The organism is Neorhizobium phenanthreniclasticum, from assembly GCF_040066075.1.
GTDB lineage: Bacteria > Pseudomonadota > Alphaproteobacteria > Rhizobiales > Rhizobiaceae > Neorhizobium > Neorhizobium petrolearium.
Map to the genome: position 1 here is coordinate 22,056 of NZ_JBEAAL010000040.1, position 19,489 is coordinate 41,544.

A 19,489-nucleotide genomic window follows, 5' to 3' on the forward strand; every position below is an offset into this window, starting at 1 on the left:
GCCTGTCGAAACGATCACGCAGCCGCGAGCGTCAGCTCCTTGCGGACCATCTGGCGCAGCGCCACGAGGTCCTTGGCGAAAAGGCGGATGCCATCGGAAAGCTTTTCCGTCGCCATCTGGTCCTCGTTCAGCATCCAGCGGAACGTCTTCTCGTCGAGCGACTGGAGCGGCTCGGCCTTGAACGTGTCGGGCGAAAGCTTGCGCGTCAGCGTGCCCGTATCCTTGTCGAGCTCCTCGAGCAGCGCCGGGCTGATCGTCAACCGGTCGCAACCGGCCAGCGCTTCGATCTCGCCGGCATTGCGGAAGGAGGCACCCATGACGATCGTGTTGATATTGTTCGCCTTGTAGTAATTGTAGATCTGCCGGACGGAGAGAACGCCCGGATCGGTTTCGGCCGTATAATCCTGGCCGGTCGACTTCTTGTACCAGTCGAGAATGCGGCCGACGAAGGGCGAGATCAGGAAGACCTTGGCCTCGGCGCAGGCGATCGCCTGGGCCATGGAGAAGAGAAGCGTCAAGTTGCAGTCGATACCTTCCGTCTGCAGCACTTCCGCTGCGCGGATGCCTTCCCAGGTGGAGGCGAGCTTGATCAGGATGCGGTCGCGGTCGATGCCGCGCTCCTTATAGGCGGCGATGATGGAGCGTGCCTTGGCGATCGATGCTTCCGTGTCGAAGGAAAGGTCGGCATCGACCTCGGTCGAGACGCGACCGGGCACGATCCCGGCAAGCGCGGCGCCCACGTCGATCGCGAGCCGGTCGGCCACGGCGGACACGACCGCTTCTTCCTGACCGCCCTGCTTGCGCCCCCAGGCGATCGCTTCTTTCACCTTGTCGGCGAAAACGGGCGTGCCGAGCGCCTTGAGCACGATGGTGGGGTTGGTGGTGCAATCCACGGGCTTCAGGCGGGCGACCGCCTCGATATCGCCGGTGTCGGCGACGACCGTGGTCATGGAACGAAGTTGCTCTAGTTTCGACGTCATCCGGGTAATCCTCGATATCAATCTTAACGCTTCAGGCGCAATTTTGCTCCCAGCGCACCCTCAGGGACTATCGTCCCTCGGCGGCCGGGAAGTCAAGACATTTGCCCTTCGGAATTGACATATGTTTCACATGAGCCAATATCGTCGGATATTGAACCATGCCCGCCGGAGGCCCATTGGCCAAGCTCAGACGCGAGACCCACACCGCCTATTCCGAAGCCGGCTCGCTGAGGCTGCGCGCGGCCTGGCTCTACTATAACCAGGGTCTGACACAGAAAGATGTCGCGGAACGGCTCGGCATCAGCCGATCGACGGTGATCCGCCTTCTCGACGAGGCGATGAAGCGTTCCGAAGTGCAGATCTGGATCAGCGAGGGCATCGACACCTGCGTCGAGCTCGCAACCCGGCTGGAAAAGGCATACGGGCTGGACGAGGCGATCGTGGTCCCGGCGCCGCGCGACGAGAGCGCAACGGCGATGGCAAGCGCCGTCGGCCTGGCGCTCGGGCAGTTCCTTTCCGAAGTGATACAGAATGACATGACGATCGGCGTGGGCTGGGGCCGCACCATGACCGCCTCGCTGTCGAGCTTCCGCCCGCCCAGGCGCGAGAACTGCAAGGTCGTCTCGCTGCTTGGCGGCATCGTCGCCGTGCACCAGACCAACCCGATCGACTATACATGGCGGTTCGCGGGCCATCTTGGCGCCGAATGCTACATGTTCCTCGCGCCGCTGCTCGTGGATTCGGTCACCACCAAGCGGGCGCTGATCGACAAATGCGGGCTGAACACCATTTACGACCTTGCCGAAAACCTCGACCTCGCGGTGGTGAGCTGCGGCGATATCGGCCCGCATTCCACCTCGCTTTCGGAGGGCTTCATCTCCAGGGCGGAACTCGACCGGCTGATCGCGGCCGGCTGCGTCTGCGACACCATGTTCAACTTCCTCGACGCTGAAGGCAACTCGGTCGATCACAAGCTCAACGAACGGGTAATGTCGATCGACCTCGACACCCTGAAAAAGGCAAAGCACATCGTGCTTTCCTCCGGCGGCGCACACCGCGCCGTCGCCATCCGCGCCACCATCCGCCGCATCGGCTGCAATACGCTGATCACCGACGAGACGGGGGCGAGGGAACTGTTGAGACTGGCCGGAGAGGCTTAGGCATTCCCCGCTTCCCAGCCGAGGATCGCCCGCTTGCGGGTGAGCCCCCAATGGTAGCCGGTGAGCGCGCCGCTTTTTCCGACCGCCCGGTGGCAGGGCACAACGAAGGAGACCGGATTGGCCCCGATCGCGGCGCCGACCGCGCGGCTCGCGGTCGGCTGGCCGATATCGCAGGCGACATCCGAATAGGTGACCGCCTTGCCGAACGGGATTTTCAACAGGCTCTGCCAGACCCGCACCTGGAAATCCGTGCCGATCAGAACGACCTTGAGCGGCTGATCGCAGGACCATTGCGCGCGATCGAAGATACGGCTGACATAGGGCGCGGTGGCCTCCTGATCCTCGATATACGCCGCATTCGGCCAGCGACGGGCCATGTCCTCGAAGGCGGCCTTTTCCCCATCAAGATCGGCGAAGGCAAGCCCAGACAGGCCGCGATCCGTCGCCATGACGAGCGCTACGCCGAAAGGCGACGGGTGGAAACCGTAACGGATCGTCAGGCCGCCGCCGCGTGCCTTCCATTCGCCGGGCGACATGGCTTCGTGGGTGACGAAAAGATCGTGCAGACGGCCGGGGCCGGACAAGCCCAGCTCGTAGGAAGCTTCGAGCAGCGGCATCTCCTCCTTGCCGAGCAGGCGCTTGGCATGATCGAGCGTCACGGCCTGCAGGAAAGCTTTCGGCGAGAGGCCGGCCCAGCGGGTAAAGACTTTCTGGAGCTGGGTGGGCGACTGGCCGAGTTCTGCGGCGATGGTTTCAAGCGACGGCTGGTCGCGGTAGTCGAGCGTGATCAGCTCGATGACACGGCGGACGGTCTCGTAATCGGAATCCTCCGGCGTCACATCGATGACGGGCTGAGTGATCTGAGCAAAAGCGTTCATGACATCTCTCCTTTCGCTCATAAATGTCCCTTCGGCTTCGCCGAAACCACCCGTTTCTTGCCGGATCATAACCTTTGTTTGACAGTTGCCAACGCGCCCCGAAAGGCTTTCGCAAAACTCTCGCGATCGTCCGGATTGAGAAACGAACCGATATCCGTGAAGCGTCCCTCGCCCGTCACATACATGGAGGTGATCCCGAACTCCTGGTGACGATTGACGCGGAAGCGCGCCCAGAACGGATTGAAGCAATGCTCCACCATGCGGCCGGCCGGCGAGAACTTCCTGATCGACAGATGGGTACGCGAGACCATCACTTCCTCCCGCGCCCGGCCGGAGCGATAACTCATCTTCAGCGCGAAATAGAGCAGGAGAAAATCGAACCCGAAGAAGAAACCGATCGGCCACGCACCGGTGATCAGAAAGAAGGCGCCGTAAAGGAAACAGATACTGCCGGACAGCATGAGCACGACATGGAAACCGCGCCGGCCGAGCGAGCGATGCGGCGTGAGTTCGGCGGCAAAAACGGGTTGATCGTTGCAAACGTCCACGTTGCTTTCCTTCGGACAGGCTGGCTATACAGGGATATGGCGACTCCGAAACCCAAATCCAGCACCAGCACCTTGCAAAAGTCAAATCACGCGTCGGCACGCAAGCCGAAGCGCTTCAGATCCGCCTATTCAAAAGCGGAGCTGGAGGAAATCTTCCGCCGCTTCTCCGTGCAGCGGCCGGAGCCGAAGGGCGAGCTGGAGCATGTGAATCCGTTCACGCTGGTGGTTGCCGTGGCGCTCTCGGCGCAGGCAACCGATGCGGGCGTCAACAAGGCGACAAGGGCCCTCTTCAAGGTGGCCGATACGCCGGAGAAGATGCTGGCACTCGGCGAGGAAGGCGTCACTCAATATATCAGGACGATCGGGCTCTACCGCAACAAGGCGAAGAACGTCATTGCGCTGTCGCGCTTGCTGATCAATGAGTTCAGTTCCGAAGTACCGAAGACCCGCGAGGAGCTGATGCGGCTGCCCGGCGTCGGCCGCAAGACGGCGAATGTCGTCATGTCCATGGCCTTCGGTATCCCGACGATTGCCGTCGACACGCATATCTTCCGGCTCGCCAACCGGCTGCTGCTCGCCCCCGGCAAGACACCGGACGAGGTGGAACAGCACCTGCTCAAGGTCATTCCGGACCACTATCTCTTCCGCGCGCATCACTGGCTGATCCTGCACGGGCGTTACACCTGCAAGGCGCGAAAGCCCGAATGCGAGTGCTGCATCATCGCCGACCTCTGTCGTTCGCCCGAAAAGACCTGCGACGTGCCGGCACCGCTCGCCGAACTACCGCCGCAGGTGATCGGCGTTGCAGAGGCCGTCGAGTAGAGCCGCGATCGCCGCTTCATATTCCTCGCGATTGCCGCCGCAATCGATGGCGATCGCCGCGCGCTCGAAAGCGGCCGAGATCAGCACCGTCAGCGGATCGAGCAGGGAGAGCAGGTCCGAGCCGGCCAGCAGGTGGGAAAGGCCCATCTTGAGGCCCGCTTCCGCAGGGTCCTCGCCTTCCCCGGAATCGATCGCAATCTGGGCCGGTGCCTCCCGCAACAGGAGCCGCGTTCGGCCCGGTGCCGCCATGGCATCGAAATAAGCGGAGGCACCCTGCAGCAGAGCGTCCCGCGCCGATGAAGCCTCCGCGGAGCGTGCCTCGATATCTGCCGCGACGTGATCGGCTTCACGCTCGATTACGGCCCAGAACAGAGCCTTCTTGTCAGGAAAATGATGATAGAGAGCGCCGCGCGTAACCTTGGCCGCCGCGGCGATCTCGGGCGTTGCGGTCTCCGCATATCCCTTTTCGATAAAGAGCGCCCTACCCGCATCCAGAAGAGCGGTTCGGGTCGCGTCCGTGCGTTCGCGATTGCTGCGCGCCATATTTTTTCTCCCCATGTTTACATACAGACAGAATGTATCTATAAAACATACAGGCTGAATGTATCTTAAGCGCACGGAAAGGGAAAGCTATGAAATCGACCAGCTATTATCCCGTCATCATGACCGACGACGTCGGCGGAACGGCGGCCTTCTACGTCGAACACCTCGGCTTTGAGGCTCTGTTTTCGGCAGACTGGTATGTGCATCTGCAATCGGGGGAGAGCGAACACGTGACACTCGCCATCCTCGACGGCAGTCATGACACGATCCCGGAAAGCGGCCGCGGCAAGGTCTCCGGTCTCATCCTGAATTTCGAAGTGGAGGATGTCGACTCGGTCTACGCCCGCCTCAAGGCGGCCGGCCTGCCGATCCGGCAGGACCTCCGCGACGAGGATTTCGGCCAGCGGCACTTCATCACCGCCGATCCGAATGGCGTGCTGATCGATGTGATCACGCCGATCATGCCAAGCCCGGAATTTGCCGCCCTCTACGACACATCCGCTCTGCCCACCTAACCCCTGAACGCCGGATCGCGCTTCGAAATCATCTTGTGGAGATGCACCATCAGGCCGGCCGCGAAGAGCGGCGTCAGAAGGTTGACGATCGGGACCGCCAGGAAGCAGGCGATCAGGAGCCCCGCCATGAACACGGTCGAGGCATGTTTCGCGCGGAAGGCGCGGGCCTCCAGCGGCGACCGGAAACGCATCGCCGCGAATTCGAAGAATTCCCGGCCGAGCAGGTAACCGTTCACCAGGAAGAAGGCGACCAGGTTGATACCGGGAATGAACAGCAGGAAAAGCGCGATAATGTTGCCGACGATGACGACGCCCAGGAACTTGATGGAACTAGCGACCGCCTCCCCGAGCGGCATCGCCTTTCCGGGCGGATCGTTGGGGTAGTCGCGTTTTTCGACCACCTCGGCGACATCGTCGAGGAATAGACCGGCGATCAGCGCGGTGATCGGCGCGATCAGAAGCGCCAGCGCCAGCGCCAAACCGATCCCGGCGGCAATCGCCGCAATCAGGGTGAGCCAGCCGGTCCAGTCGGGCATGTCGGGGAAGAAAGCCGCGAACCACGGCCAGGCGTAGAGAATGAAAATCTCGCGCAAGGCGAACCAGATGCCTACGAGCACGAGGATGGTGAGCCCCAGCGTCTTCCAGAAGACGGCGCGCGTCTCCGGCGCGAAAAGGTTGATCAGCGAAAGGCGTGCGGCGTCGAGGATCATCGGCGTCTCCAGTTAAGCGGGAAACATGTAGGTTCAGGAAGGTGCCGGAGCAAGCGTCAGTCGGATGGGGCGCCACCAAGAAAATTTTGTGGGGCATGTCACACCGGCAAATCCTGTCTCGTCATGGTGTCGTAACCAACAGAAGGAAACCGACCATGACTGCCAAGATTGATGTCTTCTCCGCCGCTCCTGCGCTGATGAAAAAGTGGATGGGAGTATCGGTCGATGTTGCCGCGAGCCTCGAGCCGAGCCTCATCGAACTCGTGAAGATCCGCGCCTCGCAGATCAACGGCTGCGCCAACTGCATCAATATGCACACGGCGGAAGCCCGCGCACAGGGCGAAACCGAACAGCGCATCTATCTCCTGTCTGCCTGGCGTGAAGCGCCTTGCTATTCCGATCGCGAACGTGCTGCGCTAGGCTGGACCGAAGCCTTGACCCGGCTTTCGGAAGGACATGCGCAGGAAAGCGCCTATGAAGCCCTGTGGGGCCATTTCACGGCGGAGGAACAGGTGAAGCTCACTTTGATGATCAATGTCATCAACGGATGGAATCGCCTCGCGGTCGGCTTCGGCCTTTGGTTCGAACCCGCAGTCGCGAAGGCCGCCCAGGCGGACGTGGCCGCGTGATGGCGGATCTTGGCCAAGAGGATGCAGCGGCGAGCTTCGATCCGCTGCGTCCGAAGCTCATGCGTGTCGCCTACCGCATGCTCGGATCGGTGGCCGATGCGGAGGACATGGTGCAGGAGGCCTTCATCCGATGGATGAAGGCCGACCGGAGCGAAGTGCGCGAGCCGGAAGCGTTCCTGCGCCGCACGGTGACGCGCCTCTGCCTCGACCAGTTGAAGTCGGCGCGACGCCAGCGCGAGACTTATGTCGGCCCCTGGCTTCCCGACCCCGTGGTGGAGGAGGACGAAGAGGAGGACGTCACATTGCCGCTGATGCTGGCACTGGAGCGCCTGTCGCCGCTCGAACGGGCGGCCTTCCTGCTGCATGACGTGTTCGGTCTCGGCTTCGAGGAGGTCGCGGCGACCATCGAGCGTGACGCAGCCGCCTGCCGCCAGCTCGCCACCCGTGCCCGCACCCACGTTCGCGAGGCGAGAGCCCGCTTCCAGATCGACAAGAAGCGGGGTGTCGAGCTTGCCGAGGCTTTCTATGCGGCCTCGCGCAGCGGCGACATGAAGGCGCTTGGCGCGATGCTGGCGGCCGATGTCAGCGTTCATTCGGATGGCGGCGGCAAACGCCCGGCAGCCGTGAAGCCCAGCTTCGGCTTCGATGCCGTGATGCAGTTGCACGAAAATCTGGCGGCTCTCTTCCAGAAGCACGGTTCGAAACTGGTGCGTGCCGGCTTCGTCAACGGCTTGCCCGGTTTCGTCACGCTGGAGGCGGACGGCGAACTCCAGACGACCGCGCTCGACATCGAGGACGGCAAGATCACGGCCATCTATGTGGTGCGAAACCCCGACAAGCTGAGACATCTGCATTAGCAACCCTCTCTGCTTTGAACGTGATTTGGGCCGTCAGACCGTGTATGATCGCCGCCACATGGACGGGAGGAGACCATGCGCCTTCGCATATTGACTGTCCTGATGACGCTGCTTGCGGGCACCTGCGCATTTGCGCAGGCCGAGCAGACAAAGCGGATGTCGATCGAGGTATTTCCCTTCGAACTGGAAGATAAGAGCGCCGGAGCGGGAATAATCCCACCGGATGAACACGACAGGCGCTATCTGTCCGAATCCGCTCGGGTTGCGAAGGACATGCTCTCCCAATCGGGGCGCTTCACGATCATAGAGGCGCAGGCCGGGAATGAGCAGCCGGCGGCGCCGCACGGTTTGCGCAACTGTGGCGGCTGTGAAGGCAAGATTGCCAAGGAGCACGGCGCGTCCCTTGCTCTGCTGGGCGTCGTCACCCGCGTCAACCGGACCGAGCATACGATGTTCATCCGCATCCTTGACGCTGAAACCGGCAAGCCCGTTTCGGTGGGTTTCACCGATCTGCGCATGGGCGCGAACTACGCCTGGCCCCGCTCCGTGAAATGGCTGATGACGAACCGGATCCTGCCGTAGAGCGGCTAAAGCTGAGCCTCGATGGCCGCCTTGTCGATGACCGACCAGACTTCCGCGATCTTTTCCGCCTGAAACCGGTAGAAGACGTTTTCGGCAAACGCCACCCTCTTCCCATGGACGTCGAGGCCGAGAAACGCCCCCTTGGGCGTGCAGTCGAACGCAAGCCTGCTCGCTACATGCGGCGGATCGCACACGAGCAGCTCGATGTCGAAATGCAGGTCCGGAATTTGCTCGAAGTCCCGTGTCAGCATATCCCGATAACCGGAAATGCCGAGCTGCCGGCCATTATGGATAACCTCATCGTCGACGAAGCGATCGAGGCTGTCCCAGTCCTGGCTATTCAGGCAGGCAATGTATGCGCGGTAGATGCCGGAAAGTTTGATCTCATTCATTACCAATCCCCCGCAGCTCCTCCCGGTGCCGGATCATCGCGAGGAACCGCCGATAGTCCCGGCCATACTGCTCCGTCCGGGCGGGGTTCGGCAGCCGCTCGGTGCCGCCACCGTCCATCGCCTGGCCGGCATCGAACAGGCTGCCGTGCACGCCGCCCGCGACCGCAGCCGCCATCGCCGTGCCGAGCAGAACGGCGTCGCGGGTTTCGGGGATCACGACCTTGCAGCCGGTGACGTCCGCATAGAGTTCGACGAGCAGCGGGTTGTTCACATGCCCGCCGGTGACATGCAGGATCTCGAAGCGGTAGCCGTAATCCGAGATCGCGTCCAGGATATGCCGGATCCCGAGCGCGACTGCCACGCAGCTCCGCCAGTAGAGCCTGCAGAGCCCGTCAAAGGACGTGTCGAGCGTCAGCCCGCTGATCACGCCGGTCGCGTGCGGATCGGCAAGCGGCGAGCGGTTGCCGTGAAAGTCCGGCAGGATATGCAGGTTGGGAGCGATGTCGCCCTCGTTCTCGGCGCGCAGCTCGCCGATACGGGCGATGATCCGGCCATGCAGTTCCGCCGTCGGCTCGCCGCCGGCCGCGTGCATGCGGACGATATGGTCGAGCAGCGCGCCGGCCGCCGACTGGCCGCCCTCGACAAGCCAGTGACCGGGCAGGATCGCCTCGTAATAGGGGCCCCACAGGCTGCGGCCGGGCTTGGCATCCTTCGCGAAGGCGACGATGCAGCTCGACGTACCGCCGATCAGGGCGACGCTGGTTTCCAGCTTGCTGGCTCCGGAAACGCCACCAAGAACCCCGAAAGCGCCGGCATAGGCATCGATCATGCCCGGCGCCACCTGCACGCCGGTATCGAGGCCGAGTTCTTCGGCAGCCTGCGGGCTGAGCCTTCCCATGCTCGTCCCCACCCCTATCGTATCTTCCGGCAGACTGCCCTTTTCCAGAAGATCATCAAGACCGGCAAGCGCCAGGTAATCCGCACTCCAGCCCGGATTCTCATGGGCGAGATAGTTCCACTTTGCCGTCAGCGTGCAGCGCGAGCGGGCCGGTGAGCCGGTCGCCTTCCAGGTCAGGAAATCCGCAAGGTCGAAGAAATACCCTGCCCTCGCCCAGCTTCGCGGCAGGTTCTTCTTCAGCCACATCAGCTTAGGCATTTCCATCTCGGGCGACAGCGAGCCGCCGGAGAATTCCAGCACCTTGTGTCCGGTAGCGGAAAGCTGGTCGGCCTCCCTGATGGCCCGGTGGTCGAGCCAGACGATCGTGTCCTGGCTGTCCTTGCCGCTAGTGGAGACGCTAAGCTGCGCGCCCCCGCGGTCGCGGGCGACGAGCGAGCAGGTGGCGTCGAAACCGATCGCGGCGACTTGCGAAGCCTGAATGCCGGCCTCGGCCATCGCCTCCCGCACCGAGCGGCAGGTGGCGGCCCAGATGTCCTCGGAATCGTGTTCGGCGTGGTTCTCCTTCGGGCGGAACATCAGGATCGGGTGCTTCGCCTTGGCGAGCAGATGCCCGTTGCGGTCAAACACCCCGGCGCGTGCGCTGCCGGTGCCGATGTCGACCGCAACCAAGTGATCACGCATCCGGATTTGTTTCCTGTCCCTCAAGTTCGCCTCAGTCGGCCCCGACGCGCAGCGCGGTTACCAGAAAGCCGATCCTCCGCGATCCTCTATATGTTTTTGGACAAGGTGGATCAAATCCGGCATGGCGTCAAACACGACTTCCGGCGAAAGCGCGTCGATCCGCTCCCGGTAGCCGGGAGTGCCGGCATGCGAACCGCCGACAAAGGCGAAGACCGCCATGCCGGCGCGATGCCCCGCTTCAATGCCGGCGGGGCTGTCTTCGATGACGATGCAGTTTTGCGGATCGGCGCCCATCTGACTCGCCGCATGCAGGAAAAGGTCGGGTGCGGGCTTGCCGCGCGCCACCATGGCGGCGGAGAAGATGTTCGGCTCCAGTCTGCCGATAAGACCGGTGATCGAAAGCGACAGGCGGATACGTTCCGGCTGGCTGGACGAAGCCACGCAACGGCGAAAGCTCAGGGCATCCAGCGTTTCGGCAATGCCCGGCATCGGCTTGAGCTCGGCACGGAAGCGCGCATAGAGTTCTTGGCGCATGCCTTCGAGAAAGCTCTCGTCGGCATCGATGCCGAACTCCTCGCGTATGGTGCGTGTGACGGTGCCGAGGCTGCGGCCGAGGAAATGGCGATAGGCCTCCGCCTCATCCATTTCGAGGCCCTTGCTGCGAAGCCCGTCGAGCAGCACGCGGATCGAGACGGTTTCGCTATCGACCAGCACTCCGTCGCAATCGAAGATCACCAATGGCCCTGCCGTCTGCAGCACGTGTCCTGCCTGCCCGTTATTTGACGAGTTCACCCGAAAGATAAAGTTCGAGCGTCTTCGCCGTCCCCTCTTTCCAGAGCGTCGCAAGCGCATGAGCGAAGCGCTTCCGGAACAGCTCGGAATTCGAAACTTCCCCAAAAATCTCGTCGAAGGCAAGGAAGGCCTCCGGATTATCCTTGGCCTCCAACGCCGCCGCATGCAGCTTGTCGGCGCTCGCATCGTTGAAGACGATCTCTCTGCCGCTGTCGGACGTGCCGGCAAAGTAACGGCACCACAGCGCCGAGACGAGCGACAGGCCGACGATCTCGAGACCCTTGGCAAGCCGGTCGCGGGTGGAAGGCAGGATGAACTTCGGCTGGCGATTGGAACCATCCTGGGCAAGCCGCGGAATGGTGTCGCCGATCTTCGGATTGAGGAAACGGTGCTCGATTAGCGCGAAATAGTCATGGAGGTTTGTGTCCGGCACCGGCGGGATGATCGGGATGATCTCGTCCGTTTCGAGCTTCGCGAGGAAGGCGCGGATCAGCGGATGCTCCATCGCCTCATGGACGAAATGGATGTCGAGCAGAGCGGCCGGATAGGCGATCGCCGCATGGCCGCCGTTCAGGATGCGGATCTTCATCAGCTCGTAGGGAGCCACATCCGGCACGAACTGGACACCCACCTCTTCCAGCCGCGGACGCCCGGCAGGAAACTTGTCCTCCATCACCCATTGCTTGAACTCTTCGCAGAAGACCGGCCAGTTGTCGTCGATATTGAAGTCGTTCCTGAGGATGTCGATCTCGCGCTGTCCGGTGGCCGGCGTGATCCGGTCGACCATCGAATTCGGAAACGCGACGTTCTGGTGGATCCAGCGGGCGAAGTCCGGGTCGGAAAGCCTGGCGAGGCCGATAACGGCGTTTTCCGTGACCTCGCCGTTTCCGGGAATGTTGTCGCAGGACATGATGGTGAAGGGAGGTACTCCCCTCGCCTTGCGCTCCTTGAGTCCGGCGAGGATAAGGCCGAACACGGTCTCCGGGTTTTGCGGGTTGCTGGCATCCGCGGCGATCGCCGGATGGGCCGGGTTGAACTGGCCCGAGGCATCGATGAAATAGCCACCTTCAGTGATTGTCATCGAAACGATGCGGATCGCCGGATCGGCGAGTTTTTCGATCAGCGCCTCTTTTTGGTCGGGCGCAATGATATCCACCATCGGCGCAGTGATGCGGGCGGCGGTCCTGTTGTTGTCCTGTTCGACGACGGTGGTCAGGAAATCCTGGGCTTTCAGCTTCTCGCGCATGGCTGCATCGGACGGCATGACGCCGGCGCCGATGATCGCAAAGTCGTGGTCCTTGCCGGTATTGAACAAATCATCGAGATAGACAGCCTGATGCGCCCGGTGGAAATTGCCGACGCCGAAATGCACGATGCCGCCTGTCAGGTTCTTCGGATCATAGGCCGGCACGGCGGCGGTTGCCGCAGCGTCTTTCAAGCTCGCCAGCGAAAGCTTCACAGTCATTGTCTTATACTCCGGTGCGGCCCAAGAAATCCCAGGCCAGATAAATCAGACCAACACTCCGACCTCGATCGCAAGGCCCCGGTTTGATGGCACGTTGCACTCCCTTGCCGTCATCCTCGGGCTTGTCCCGAGGATCTATCCACGTCGAGACTATCGGACCGTTTGCAGATGCTCGGGACAAGCCCGAGCATGACGACGGAACATTCGCAGCCTCGTCACAACCTCAGGCCTTGATCGCCAACCCCTTGTCATCGAAACGGTGCAGCTTGGTCTCGTCGGGTATGAGATGAATGCGGTCGCCGTATTGCGCGCCGAATTCACCGTCGCATCGTGCAGTGATCTGGCCGATGCCATCGACATCGAGATGCAGGAAAGTGTCGGCGCCGAGATGTTCCGCAACCTTCACCGTACCGGTCCAGACACCGCTGTCCTTCGACAAGCCAAGGTGTTCCGGCCGAATGCCGACGGTCCTGGCACCCTTCGACTGCGCAAAGGTGCCCTCGATGAAGTTCATTCGCGGCGAGCCGATGAAGCCTGCAACGAAGAGATTGCGAGGGGTGCGGTAGAGGTCGAGCGGCGAGCCGACCTGCTCGATATTGCCGCGGTTCAAAACGACGATCTTGTCGGCCATGGTCATGGCCTCCACCTGGTCGTGAGTGACGTAGACCATCGTCGTCTTCAATTGATGGTGCAGATCGCTGATCTCGAGACGCATCGTGCCACGCAATGCCGCATCGAGATTCGACAACGGCTCGTCGAACAGGAAGGCGGACGGTTCACGCACGATGGCGCGGCCGATCGCGACGCGCTGGCGCTGGCCGCCCGAAAGTTGCGAGGGGCGGCGCTCAAGGTAGTCGGTGAGGTTCAGCACCCGCGCCGCATCCGCAACCTTCTTGTCGATGATGGCTTTGTCGGCCTTCGCCATCTTGAGCGGGAATGCGATGTTGTTCCTGACACTCATATGCGGATAGAGCGCATAGGATTGAAACACCATTGCCAGACCGCGTTCGGCCGGCGCTGCCGCCGTCACGTCCTTACCATCGATCAGGATGTTGCCGCCGGAAACATCTTCCAGACCCGCAATGAGGCGCAAGAGCGTGGATTTGCCACAACCCGAAGGACCGACGAAGACGACGAATTCGCCATCGGTGATGTCGAGGTCGATCGAAGGGATGACCTTCGCCTCGCCAAAAACCTTCGACACGTTTTTGAGGGTTATGCTGCCCATATCTTTCTTCCCCTACTTAACCGCGCCGAAGGTGAGGCCGCGAACGAGTTGTTTCTGAGAGAACCAGCCGAGGATGAGGATCGGCGCGATCGCCATGGTGGAGGCTGCCGAAAGCTTCGCCCAGAAGAGACCTTGAGGGCTGGAGAACGAGGCGATGAAGGCCGTCAGCGGCGCCGCATTGGTGGTCGTCAGCCGGATCGTCCAGAAGGACTCGTTCCAGGCCAGGATGATGTTGAGGAGCAGCGTCGAGGCGATGCCGGGCACCGCCATCGGCGTCAGCACGTAGACGATCTCCTGCCAGAGACCGGCACCGTCCATCCGCGCCGCTTCCAGAATCTCGCCGGGGATCTCGCGGAAATAGGTGTAGAGCATCCACACCACGATCGGCAGGTTGATCAGCATCAGCATGACGGTGAGCCCGATGCGGCTGTCAAGCAGGCCGAAATCGCGGAACATCAGGTAGATCGGCACCAGGACGGCGACCGCCGGCATCATCTTCGTAGAGAGCATCCACATCAGGATGTCCTTGGTGCGCCTGGTCGGCGAAAACGCCATCGCCCAGGCGGCGGGGATCGCGATGATCAGCGCCAGGACGGTCGACCCGACCGAAATGATCACCGAGTTCAGGAACGGCTTGAGGTAGTCGCGCTGCGTCTGAACCGTGATGTAGTTCTCGAATGTGCCGGATGGGATGAGGCTGAAACCCGCAATCGCTTCCGGCTCCGTCTTTATGCTGGTGATCAGCGTGTAGAGGATCGGGAAGAAGATGAGGAGCGCAACAAGCCAGGCAAAGACCGTGGCGGTGATCTTGTGTCTTGTGGTGACTGCACGTGCCATGGTCTTGCTCCTACCGGTCCAGATTTCTGCCGACCGCGCGCATCAGGAAGATCGCGACGATATTGGCGAGTATGACCGCAATGATGCCGCCCGCCGAGGCTCCACCGACGTCGTAGCCGAGCAGCGCCGTGCGGTAGATCAGGAAGGCGAGGTTGGTGGAGGCGTAACCGGGGCCGCCATTGGTGGTCACGAGGATTTCCGCATAGACGCCAAGCAGGAAGATCGTCTGGATCAGGATGACGACCGTGATGGCACGGGCGAGATGCGGCAGCGTCAGGTAGATGAAGCGATTGACGAAATTGGCGCCGTCCATTTCCGCCGCCTCCTTCTGCTCGCTGTCGAGCGATTGCAGCGCGGTGAGCAGGATCAGCGTCGCGAACGGCAGCCACTGCCAGGCGACGATGACGACGATCGAGAAAAGCGGATATTGCGCGAACCAGTCGATCGGGCGAAGGCCGAAGAACTTGGCAATATCGGCCAGCACGCCATAGCCCGGATGCATGATCATGTTCTTCCAGATCAGCGCCGCAACCGGCGGCATGACGAAGAAGGGCGAGATGACCAGGATACGCACGATCCCCTGCCCGAAGATCGGCTGGTCGAGAAGGAGCGCGATCGCGATGCCGCCGACGACGGTGATCAGGAGCACGCCGCCAACGATCACCAGAGTGTTCCAGATCGACTGGAAGAAGGCGGGATCGGTGTAGAAGAACTGGTAATTGAAGAGACCGGCGAAGCTCACATTGGCGGGGTTGAGCAGATTGTAGTTCTGGAACGAGAACCACAACGTCATTGCCAGGGGAACGATCATCCAGATCAGAAGAAGCAGAACGGAGGGCGCCATCATCAGGCGTGCCAACGTCTTGGTGTTCTGCGTAGCCATGTCGACGCCCTCCCTGATAGTCCCTGCGCCTTTTCTTTGCGGGATGAGAAGGACGCAGGATTCCAAGTTTCTTGTTATTTCGGCGATTTACCTGAGATCTCGGCCGCCCGGGGAGACAGGGGTACCGGGCGGCCGATGCTCGGGAGGATTACTTGATGTAACCGGCGCGCATCATCTCACGCTTGGTGGCGGTCTGCGCCTGGGCGAGCGCATCGTCGACCGAGGACTGGCCGGCGATGACAGCCGAGAAGAGCTGTCCGACATTCGTGCCGATCGCCTGGAATTCCGGGATCGCCACGAACTGGCCGCCCGTATAGGGCACCGGCTTGACGGTCGGCTTGGTGATGTCGGCCGCATTCATGGCCGCCAGCGTCGGTTCGGCAAAAGGCGCCGCCTTCTTGTATTCCTCGTTCTCATAAAGCGAGGTGCGTGTGCCCGGAGGAACGTTCGCCCAGCCTTCCTTGGAGGCAACGAGCTGGGTATATTCCTTGCTGGTCGCCCAGGAGATGAACTTCTGGGCCGCTTCCGCCTTGGTCGACGATGTCGGCACGGCAAGGTTCCACGACCACAGCCAGTTGCCGTGGTTGTCGACGCCTTCCTTGGTCGGGAAGATCGCATAGCCGACCTTGTCCGCAACCGTCGAGTTCTTCGGGTCGGACACGAACGACGCGGCGACGGTGGCGTCCATCCACATGCCGCATTTGCCTTGCTGGAAGAGCGTCAGGTTTTCGTTGAAGCCGTTCGAGGAGGCGCCGGACGGACCGGCATCCTTCATCAGGTCGACATAGAACTGCAGCGCATCCTTCCATTCCGGCTGATCGAACTGCGGGTTCCACTTTTCATCGAACCAGCGGCCGCCGTAGGAATTGGCAAGCGCCGTGACGAATGCCATGTTCTCGCCCCACCCGGCCTTGCCGCGCAGGCAGATGCCGTTGATGTCGGCGGAACGGTCGGTGATCTTGCGGGCCGCCTCGCCGATGAATTTCCAGGTCGGGCTTTCCGGCATCGTAAGGCCGGCCTTCTCGAACAGGTCCTTGCGATACATGATCATCGCCGACTCGCCGTAGAACGGCGCGGCATAGAGCTTGCCATCCACCGTCAGGCCGCCGCGGATCGCCGGCAGAAGGTCGTCGACGTCATAAGCGTCGCCGAGCCCGCTCAGCTCCAGCAGCCAGCCCTGCTTGGCCCAGATCGGCACTTCGTAATTGCCGATCGTCATGATGTCGTATTGGCCGCCCTTGGTGGCGATGTCGGTGGTGACGCGCTCGCGGAGCACGTTTTCTTCCAGCGTGACCCAGTTGACCTGGATATCCGGGTTGGCCTTGGTGAACTCCGAGGTCAGGCCCTGCATGCGGACCATGTCGCCGTTGTTGACCGTCGCGATCGTGAGAGTTTCGGCCGAAGCCCCGGTGGAAAAAATCCCGGCAAACGCCAGCGCCGAGCAGGCGCCCAGCAAAACCGTCTTCAATGTCATATCTTCCTCCCGAGAAGATTGGATGCGAGCATTCGCTTTGCTCGTGAGCAATTACTCACAGAATGTCGCAAAAAGTCAATCAACTTTCGTCGCTGCACTGCAACGGACATAGGGCATGCCATTGATTTGACAAGGAATAATTTTTGCTCAGTCAGCGAGCAAATGCTCTGCGGTCACTTCGTCGGTGATGATACCGTTGATGATATGCCCCTTGAGCGCGGCGGAAATCGCGGCGAGCTTCTTCTTGCCCTGAGCGATTCCGATGACCGCGGATGTCTCCCGCGAGGGGATGGGAACGCTGGCGACCCGGTCGTTGATCGCGTCGCCGAGCAGCCGCCCCTCTTGATCGTAGACCCAGCCGCAGATTTCGCCGGCCGCACCGCCCTCGACCAGTTTCAGCATCTCTTCCTTGCCGAGGAAGCCGTCGACGCAGAGCGGACCATCGACGCCGAGCTCGCCGATGCCGACGAAGGTCACGTCCGCCTGTGCGCCGAGCTTGAGCGTCGAGCGCACCAGCGCCTGGTCGTGCAGGGTCTCCCGCTCTTCGGCGGATGAACAGAGAACCGGCAGCGGCATCGGGAAATGCCGCGCCTTGATGGCGTCGGCCATCGAGAAGATGACGTTGTAGAAGGCGGCCGAACCGTCCGGGCCGATATTGCCGGTGAGCGACACGATACGGTGCTGCGGGCATTCCATCGGCGGCAACTGGTCGACGGCGGCCTTCAGCGTGCGGCCCGTGCCGATGGCGACGATGATCGGGTCCGGCCGCTTCAGCCAGCGTTCGATCTCGGCGGCAGCCGCTTCGGCGATCCCGACTGTCGTCGAAACACCGGCCGGATCGCTCGGCACCACTTCGACATGCTTGAGGTCGTATTTCTTCCTCAAGGCCTCAGCGAGTTCCAGACAGGCGGAAATCGGATGGTCGAGCCGCACCTTGATAAGCCGTTCGGCCACGGCGAGCGACACCAGCCGCTGCGCCGACTGCCTCGATATGCTCATGGCCGCGGCAATCTCGTCCTGGGTGCGCCCAGCGACGTAATAGAGCCAACCGGCCCGCGCTGCATCGTCGAGCCGCCCTTGCGTATCAGACCGTTTTGCCATGACAGAAATTCTCCTCCCGGCGTTGCTGCCACGATTTCGGAGAAGTTGTCAAACGGCTGGAACAACAATAATAGGAACCGGGTATCCCTAGAAACGCATCGAAAATTCACTTATTTCCTGCGCGTGACAATTCAAACAGACGTCTCAATCCTGAAAGCTGTCAGGCGCGATCGGCCCCGCGCCATCTTTTCCGGATCATAAGATTGGAAACAAACTTAAAGAATGTTGTTAATAAGAATAATGGACTCAATGCGAACATTCTTAGTTCGAAGCCGGCAGGAGCGAACGAAGCGCGATGCACAAACATTCACTCGATCAATTGGTATCCAAGCGAGCAGCTAAACACCTTCGGTCGTTTAGGGCGGATGTTGAGAAACGGTTCGGAACGCGCGTTAAAAGCATCAAGCTATTTGGCTCAAGAGCCAGAGGTGATGCCAAGAGCAATTCTGACTACGATGTAGTTGTTTTCATTGAGAATGATGAAAGCCGCCGAGCAACCGATCATATCCTTTCCGATTTAGCTTATCCCCACGTACTTGCCGGCGTTGATATTCAGGCATTCTCTGTGCCACCAGACTTTTTGGACCGGCCACGATCACTTCCCCTCGCAATTAGCGTCCAAGAAGAGGGTATTGAGCTGCGCTAATGGCTAAAAACCTCAGTCATCCACCGAAAAAGAAAAAGACAAACAAACCTCGCAAGGAGCCTGTGACACCCATTGGTGAGGAGGTGCGTAAACACAAGGCCCGTCTCGAATTCTCCAAAAGCATCATTCACTTGAAGGAAGCTCAACGTCTTGCGGCGTGGGAGCAGGCACCGAATGCGTGCGTTCACTCAGCCTACTATGCCATGTACCACTGCGCCACAGCGGTCATTCTGGCATCTGGAGGTGTTGGAAAGAAGCTCGATGCGCCCGAAAGTCATACCCATGTCATCGAGCATTTTGGCAAGATTATTCGAAACCAACAAAAAGACCTCGAACACTTGGGTATGACTCTCAACCGGGCGCGAACCGACCGCATGATTTCTGACTATGGCCTAGTCGAAGGCGTCGACAATGAACTAGCGGCCTCTACCACGGAAGACGCGACCACATTTGTTCAAACGTGCAGGGAAGTCTGGGCACTGGAGCCATCTAGTAGCCTATTAGGGGAACTGGAGGGCCCCTAACATCCGAAAACTCCACCCCTATCCCACCTGGACGACATGCCCGTGTGAGACCTCTCGGTATTCGCGCTTGGGCGGCACATAGTTGACGGGGCGGATCGGGCTCTTGATCTCGTCGGTCGACATGTTGCGCTTGATCCGGCGGCGCGACGGATCGGGCACCGGCACGGCCGACATCAGCTTCTTCGTATAGGGATGCTGCGGGTTCTCGAACACCGCTGCCCGCGGGCCGATCTCGACGATCTCGCCGAGATACATCACCGCCACCCGGTGGCTCACCCGTTCCACCACCGCCATGTCGTGGGAGATGAACAGGAAGGCGAGGTTGAGGCTCTGCTGCAGGTCGA

The 19,489-nt window shown here is 61.2% G+C and carries 23 protein-coding genes; 8 read left to right on the plus strand and 15 right to left on the minus strand.

Annotated features, from left to right (window positions below):
• Window positions 1-14: 14 nt before the first annotated feature.
• Window positions 15-980, minus strand: a complete 966-nt coding sequence (tal, locus tag ABK249_RS30870) for a transaldolase (protein ID WP_037155744.1) — start codon at window positions 978-980, stop codon at window positions 15-17.
• Between the two features lie 176 nt (window positions 981-1,156).
• Between tal and ABK249_RS30875 the strand changes: the two genes are divergently transcribed.
• On the plus strand, window positions 1,157-2,140 hold the full coding sequence (locus tag ABK249_RS30875; protein WP_227703828.1) for a sugar-binding transcriptional regulator: 984 nt from the start codon (window positions 1,157-1,159) through the stop codon (window positions 2,138-2,140).
• Here the strand turns inward: ABK249_RS30875 and ABK249_RS30880 are convergent.
• The gene (locus ABK249_RS30880; protein WP_227703829.1) at window positions 2,137-3,018 is read right to left on the minus strand and encodes a methylated-DNA--[protein]-cysteine S-methyltransferase; all 882 of its coding nucleotides are present in this window, start codon (window positions 3,016-3,018) and stop codon (window positions 2,137-2,139) included. The genes ABK249_RS30875 and ABK249_RS30880 overlap by 4 nt on opposite strands.
• 65 nt (window positions 3,019-3,083) lie before the next feature.
• Window positions 3,084-3,566, minus strand: coding sequence for a DUF2244 domain-containing protein (locus ABK249_RS30885; RefSeq protein ID WP_227703830.1), 483 nt, complete (start codon window positions 3,564-3,566; stop codon window positions 3,084-3,086).
• Between the two features lie 36 nt (window positions 3,567-3,602).
• Between ABK249_RS30885 and nth the strand changes: the two genes are divergently transcribed.
• A complete protein-coding gene (nth, locus tag ABK249_RS30890) occupies window positions 3,603-4,388 on the plus strand; it encodes an endonuclease III (RefSeq protein ID WP_227703831.1) in 786 nt (261 codons plus the stop codon).
• Here the strand turns inward: nth and ABK249_RS30895 are convergent.
• Window positions 4,347-4,931: a TetR/AcrR family transcriptional regulator gene (locus ABK249_RS30895; protein ID WP_227703832.1), complete on the minus strand. Its 585-nt coding sequence runs from the start codon at window positions 4,929-4,931 to the stop codon at window positions 4,347-4,349. The two genes, nth and ABK249_RS30895, sit on opposite strands and share 42 nt — an antisense overlap.
• Window positions 4,932-5,020: 89 nt before the next feature.
• On the opposite strand from ABK249_RS30895, the gene ABK249_RS30900 reads away from it, so the two are divergent.
• The gene (locus ABK249_RS30900) at window positions 5,021-5,446 is read left to right on the plus strand and encodes a VOC family protein (protein WP_227703833.1); all 426 of its coding nucleotides are present in this window, start codon (window positions 5,021-5,023) and stop codon (window positions 5,444-5,446) included.
• Here the strand turns inward: ABK249_RS30900 and ABK249_RS30905 are convergent.
• On the minus strand, window positions 5,443-6,156 hold the full coding sequence (locus tag ABK249_RS30905) for a sulfate transporter family protein (RefSeq protein ID WP_227703834.1): 714 nt from the start codon (window positions 6,154-6,156) through the stop codon (window positions 5,443-5,445). The two genes, ABK249_RS30900 and ABK249_RS30905, sit on opposite strands and share 4 nt — an antisense overlap.
• Before the next feature lie 155 nt (window positions 6,157-6,311).
• Here ABK249_RS30905 and ABK249_RS30910 point away from each other — a divergent pair, with 155 nt between their 5' ends.
• From ABK249_RS30910 to ABK249_RS30920, 3 genes are all read left to right on the plus strand, one after another.
• Window positions 6,312-6,785 carry a carboxymuconolactone decarboxylase family protein gene (locus tag ABK249_RS30910; protein WP_227703835.1) on the plus strand — a complete coding sequence of 158 codons (474 nt, stop codon included), beginning with the start codon at window positions 6,312-6,314 and terminating at the stop codon, window positions 6,783-6,785.
• A complete protein-coding gene (locus ABK249_RS30915; RefSeq protein ID WP_227703836.1) occupies window positions 6,785-7,642 on the plus strand; it encodes a sigma-70 family RNA polymerase sigma factor in 858 nt (285 codons plus the stop codon). The genes ABK249_RS30910 and ABK249_RS30915 overlap by 1 nt, the downstream gene beginning before the upstream one ends.
• A gap of 75 nt (window positions 7,643-7,717) precedes the next feature.
• Window positions 7,718-8,224, plus strand: coding sequence for a DUF2380 domain-containing protein (locus ABK249_RS30920; RefSeq protein ID WP_052183039.1), 507 nt, complete (start codon window positions 7,718-7,720; stop codon window positions 8,222-8,224).
• A 5-nt stretch (window positions 8,225-8,229) separates the two neighbouring features.
• Here the strand turns inward: ABK249_RS30920 and ABK249_RS30925 are convergent, their stop codons facing one another.
• The 9 genes from ABK249_RS30925 to ABK249_RS30965 form a co-directional block, all read right to left on the minus strand.
• Complete coding sequence (locus tag ABK249_RS30925; RefSeq protein ID WP_227703837.1) at window positions 8,230-8,616, minus strand: ester cyclase; 387 nt, start codon at window positions 8,614-8,616, stop codon at window positions 8,230-8,232.
• Window positions 8,609-10,195 carry an FGGY-family carbohydrate kinase gene (locus ABK249_RS30930; protein WP_227703838.1) on the minus strand — a complete coding sequence of 529 codons (1,587 nt, stop codon included), beginning with the start codon at window positions 10,193-10,195 and terminating at the stop codon, window positions 8,609-8,611. Before ABK249_RS30930 ends, ABK249_RS30925 begins: the two co-directional genes overlap by 8 nt.
• Window positions 10,196-10,252: 57 nt before the next feature.
• Window positions 10,253-10,954, minus strand: a complete 702-nt coding sequence (locus ABK249_RS30935) for an HAD family hydrolase (RefSeq protein ID WP_407721469.1) — start codon at window positions 10,952-10,954, stop codon at window positions 10,253-10,255.
• 16 nt (window positions 10,955-10,970) lie between these two features.
• Window positions 10,971-12,452, minus strand: a complete 1,482-nt coding sequence (locus ABK249_RS30940; protein WP_227703839.1) for a mannitol dehydrogenase family protein — start codon at window positions 12,450-12,452, stop codon at window positions 10,971-10,973.
• 223 nt (window positions 12,453-12,675) lie between these two features.
• Window positions 12,676-13,680, minus strand: a complete 1,005-nt coding sequence (locus ABK249_RS30945; RefSeq protein ID WP_227703840.1) for an ABC transporter ATP-binding protein — start codon at window positions 13,678-13,680, stop codon at window positions 12,676-12,678.
• A 12-nt stretch (window positions 13,681-13,692) separates the two neighbouring features.
• Window positions 13,693-14,517 (minus strand): carbohydrate ABC transporter permease, encoded by an 825-nt coding sequence (locus tag ABK249_RS30950; protein ID WP_227703841.1) that lies wholly within the window; start codon window positions 14,515-14,517, stop codon window positions 13,693-13,695.
• 10 nt (window positions 14,518-14,527) lie between these two features.
• On the minus strand, window positions 14,528-15,400 hold the full coding sequence (locus ABK249_RS30955) for a carbohydrate ABC transporter permease (protein ID WP_227703842.1): 873 nt from the start codon (window positions 15,398-15,400) through the stop codon (window positions 14,528-14,530).
• Between the two features lie 148 nt (window positions 15,401-15,548).
• Entirely contained in the window at window positions 15,549-16,874 is a 1,326-nt protein-coding gene (locus ABK249_RS30960; RefSeq protein WP_227703843.1) for an ABC transporter substrate-binding protein, read from the minus strand.
• 147 nt (window positions 16,875-17,021) lie between these two features.
• Window positions 17,022-17,975 (minus strand): sugar-binding transcriptional regulator, encoded by a 954-nt coding sequence (locus ABK249_RS30965; protein ID WP_227703844.1) that lies wholly within the window; start codon window positions 17,973-17,975, stop codon window positions 17,022-17,024.
• A 295-nt stretch (window positions 17,976-18,270) separates the two neighbouring features.
• Between ABK249_RS30965 and ABK249_RS30970 the strand changes: the two genes are divergently transcribed.
• Window positions 18,271-18,621 carry a nucleotidyltransferase family protein gene (locus ABK249_RS30970; protein WP_081952937.1) on the plus strand — a complete coding sequence of 117 codons (351 nt, stop codon included), beginning with the start codon at window positions 18,271-18,273 and terminating at the stop codon, window positions 18,619-18,621.
• Window positions 18,621-19,145 carry a HEPN domain-containing protein gene (locus tag ABK249_RS30975; RefSeq protein WP_037155703.1) on the plus strand — a complete coding sequence of 175 codons (525 nt, stop codon included), beginning with the start codon at window positions 18,621-18,623 and terminating at the stop codon, window positions 19,143-19,145. Before ABK249_RS30970 ends, ABK249_RS30975 begins: the two co-directional genes overlap by 1 nt.
• An 18-nt stretch (window positions 19,146-19,163) precedes the next feature.
• Here ABK249_RS30975 and ABK249_RS30980 read toward each other — a convergent pair.
• A partial coding sequence (locus ABK249_RS30980) for an oligopeptide/dipeptide ABC transporter ATP-binding protein (protein ID WP_348864765.1) occupies window positions 19,164-19,489 on the minus strand: 326 nt, incomplete at its 5' end.

Bases quoted from the DNA above. Each gene is read 5' to 3' on its own strand.
- tal (WP_037155744.1), bottom strand. From the start codon at position 980: ATGACGTCGAAACTAGAGCAACTTCGTTCCATGACCACGGTCGTCGCC.
- ABK249_RS30880 (WP_227703829.1), bottom strand. From the start codon at position 3,018: ATGAACGCTTTTGCTCAGATCACTCAGCCCGTCATCGATGTGACGCCG.
- nth (WP_227703831.1), top strand. From the start codon at position 3,603: ATGGCGACTCCGAAACCCAAATCCAGCACCAGCACCTTGCAAAAGTCA.
- ABK249_RS30895 (WP_227703832.1), bottom strand. From the start codon at position 4,931: ATGGCGCGCAGCAATCGCGAACGCACGGACGCGACCCGAACCGCTCTT.
- ABK249_RS30900 (WP_227703833.1), top strand. From the start codon at position 5,021: ATGAAATCGACCAGCTATTATCCCGTCATCATGACCGACGACGTCGGC.
- ABK249_RS30905 (WP_227703834.1), bottom strand. From the start codon at position 6,156: ATGATCCTCGACGCCGCACGCCTTTCGCTGATCAACCTTTTCGCGCCG.
- ABK249_RS30910 (WP_227703835.1), top strand. From the start codon at position 6,312: ATGACTGCCAAGATTGATGTCTTCTCCGCCGCTCCTGCGCTGATGAAA.
- ABK249_RS30915 (WP_227703836.1), top strand. From the start codon at position 6,785: ATGGCGGATCTTGGCCAAGAGGATGCAGCGGCGAGCTTCGATCCGCTG.
- ABK249_RS30920 (WP_052183039.1), top strand. From the start codon at position 7,718: ATGCGCCTTCGCATATTGACTGTCCTGATGACGCTGCTTGCGGGCACC.
- ABK249_RS30925 (WP_227703837.1), bottom strand. From the start codon at position 8,616: ATGAATGAGATCAAACTTTCCGGCATCTACCGCGCATACATTGCCTGC.
- ABK249_RS30930 (WP_227703838.1), bottom strand. From the start codon at position 10,195: ATGCGTGATCACTTGGTTGCGGTCGACATCGGCACCGGCAGCGCACGC.
- ABK249_RS30940 (WP_227703839.1), bottom strand. From the start codon at position 12,452: ATGACTGTGAAGCTTTCGCTGGCGAGCTTGAAAGACGCTGCGGCAACC.
- ABK249_RS30945 (WP_227703840.1), bottom strand. From the start codon at position 13,680: ATGGGCAGCATAACCCTCAAAAACGTGTCGAAGGTTTTTGGCGAGGCG.
- ABK249_RS30950 (WP_227703841.1), bottom strand. From the start codon at position 14,517: ATGGCACGTGCAGTCACCACAAGACACAAGATCACCGCCACGGTCTTT.
- ABK249_RS30955 (WP_227703842.1), bottom strand. From the start codon at position 15,400: ATGGCTACGCAGAACACCAAGACGTTGGCACGCCTGATGATGGCGCCC.
- ABK249_RS30960 (WP_227703843.1), bottom strand. From the start codon at position 16,874: ATGACATTGAAGACGGTTTTGCTGGGCGCCTGCTCGGCGCTGGCGTTT.
- ABK249_RS30965 (WP_227703844.1), bottom strand. From the start codon at position 17,975: ATGGCAAAACGGTCTGATACGCAAGGGCGGCTCGACGATGCAGCGCGG.
- ABK249_RS30970 (WP_081952937.1), top strand. From the start codon at position 18,271: ATGCACAAACATTCACTCGATCAATTGGTATCCAAGCGAGCAGCTAAA.
- ABK249_RS30975 (WP_037155703.1), top strand. From the start codon at position 18,621: ATGGCTAAAAACCTCAGTCATCCACCGAAAAAGAAAAAGACAAACAAA.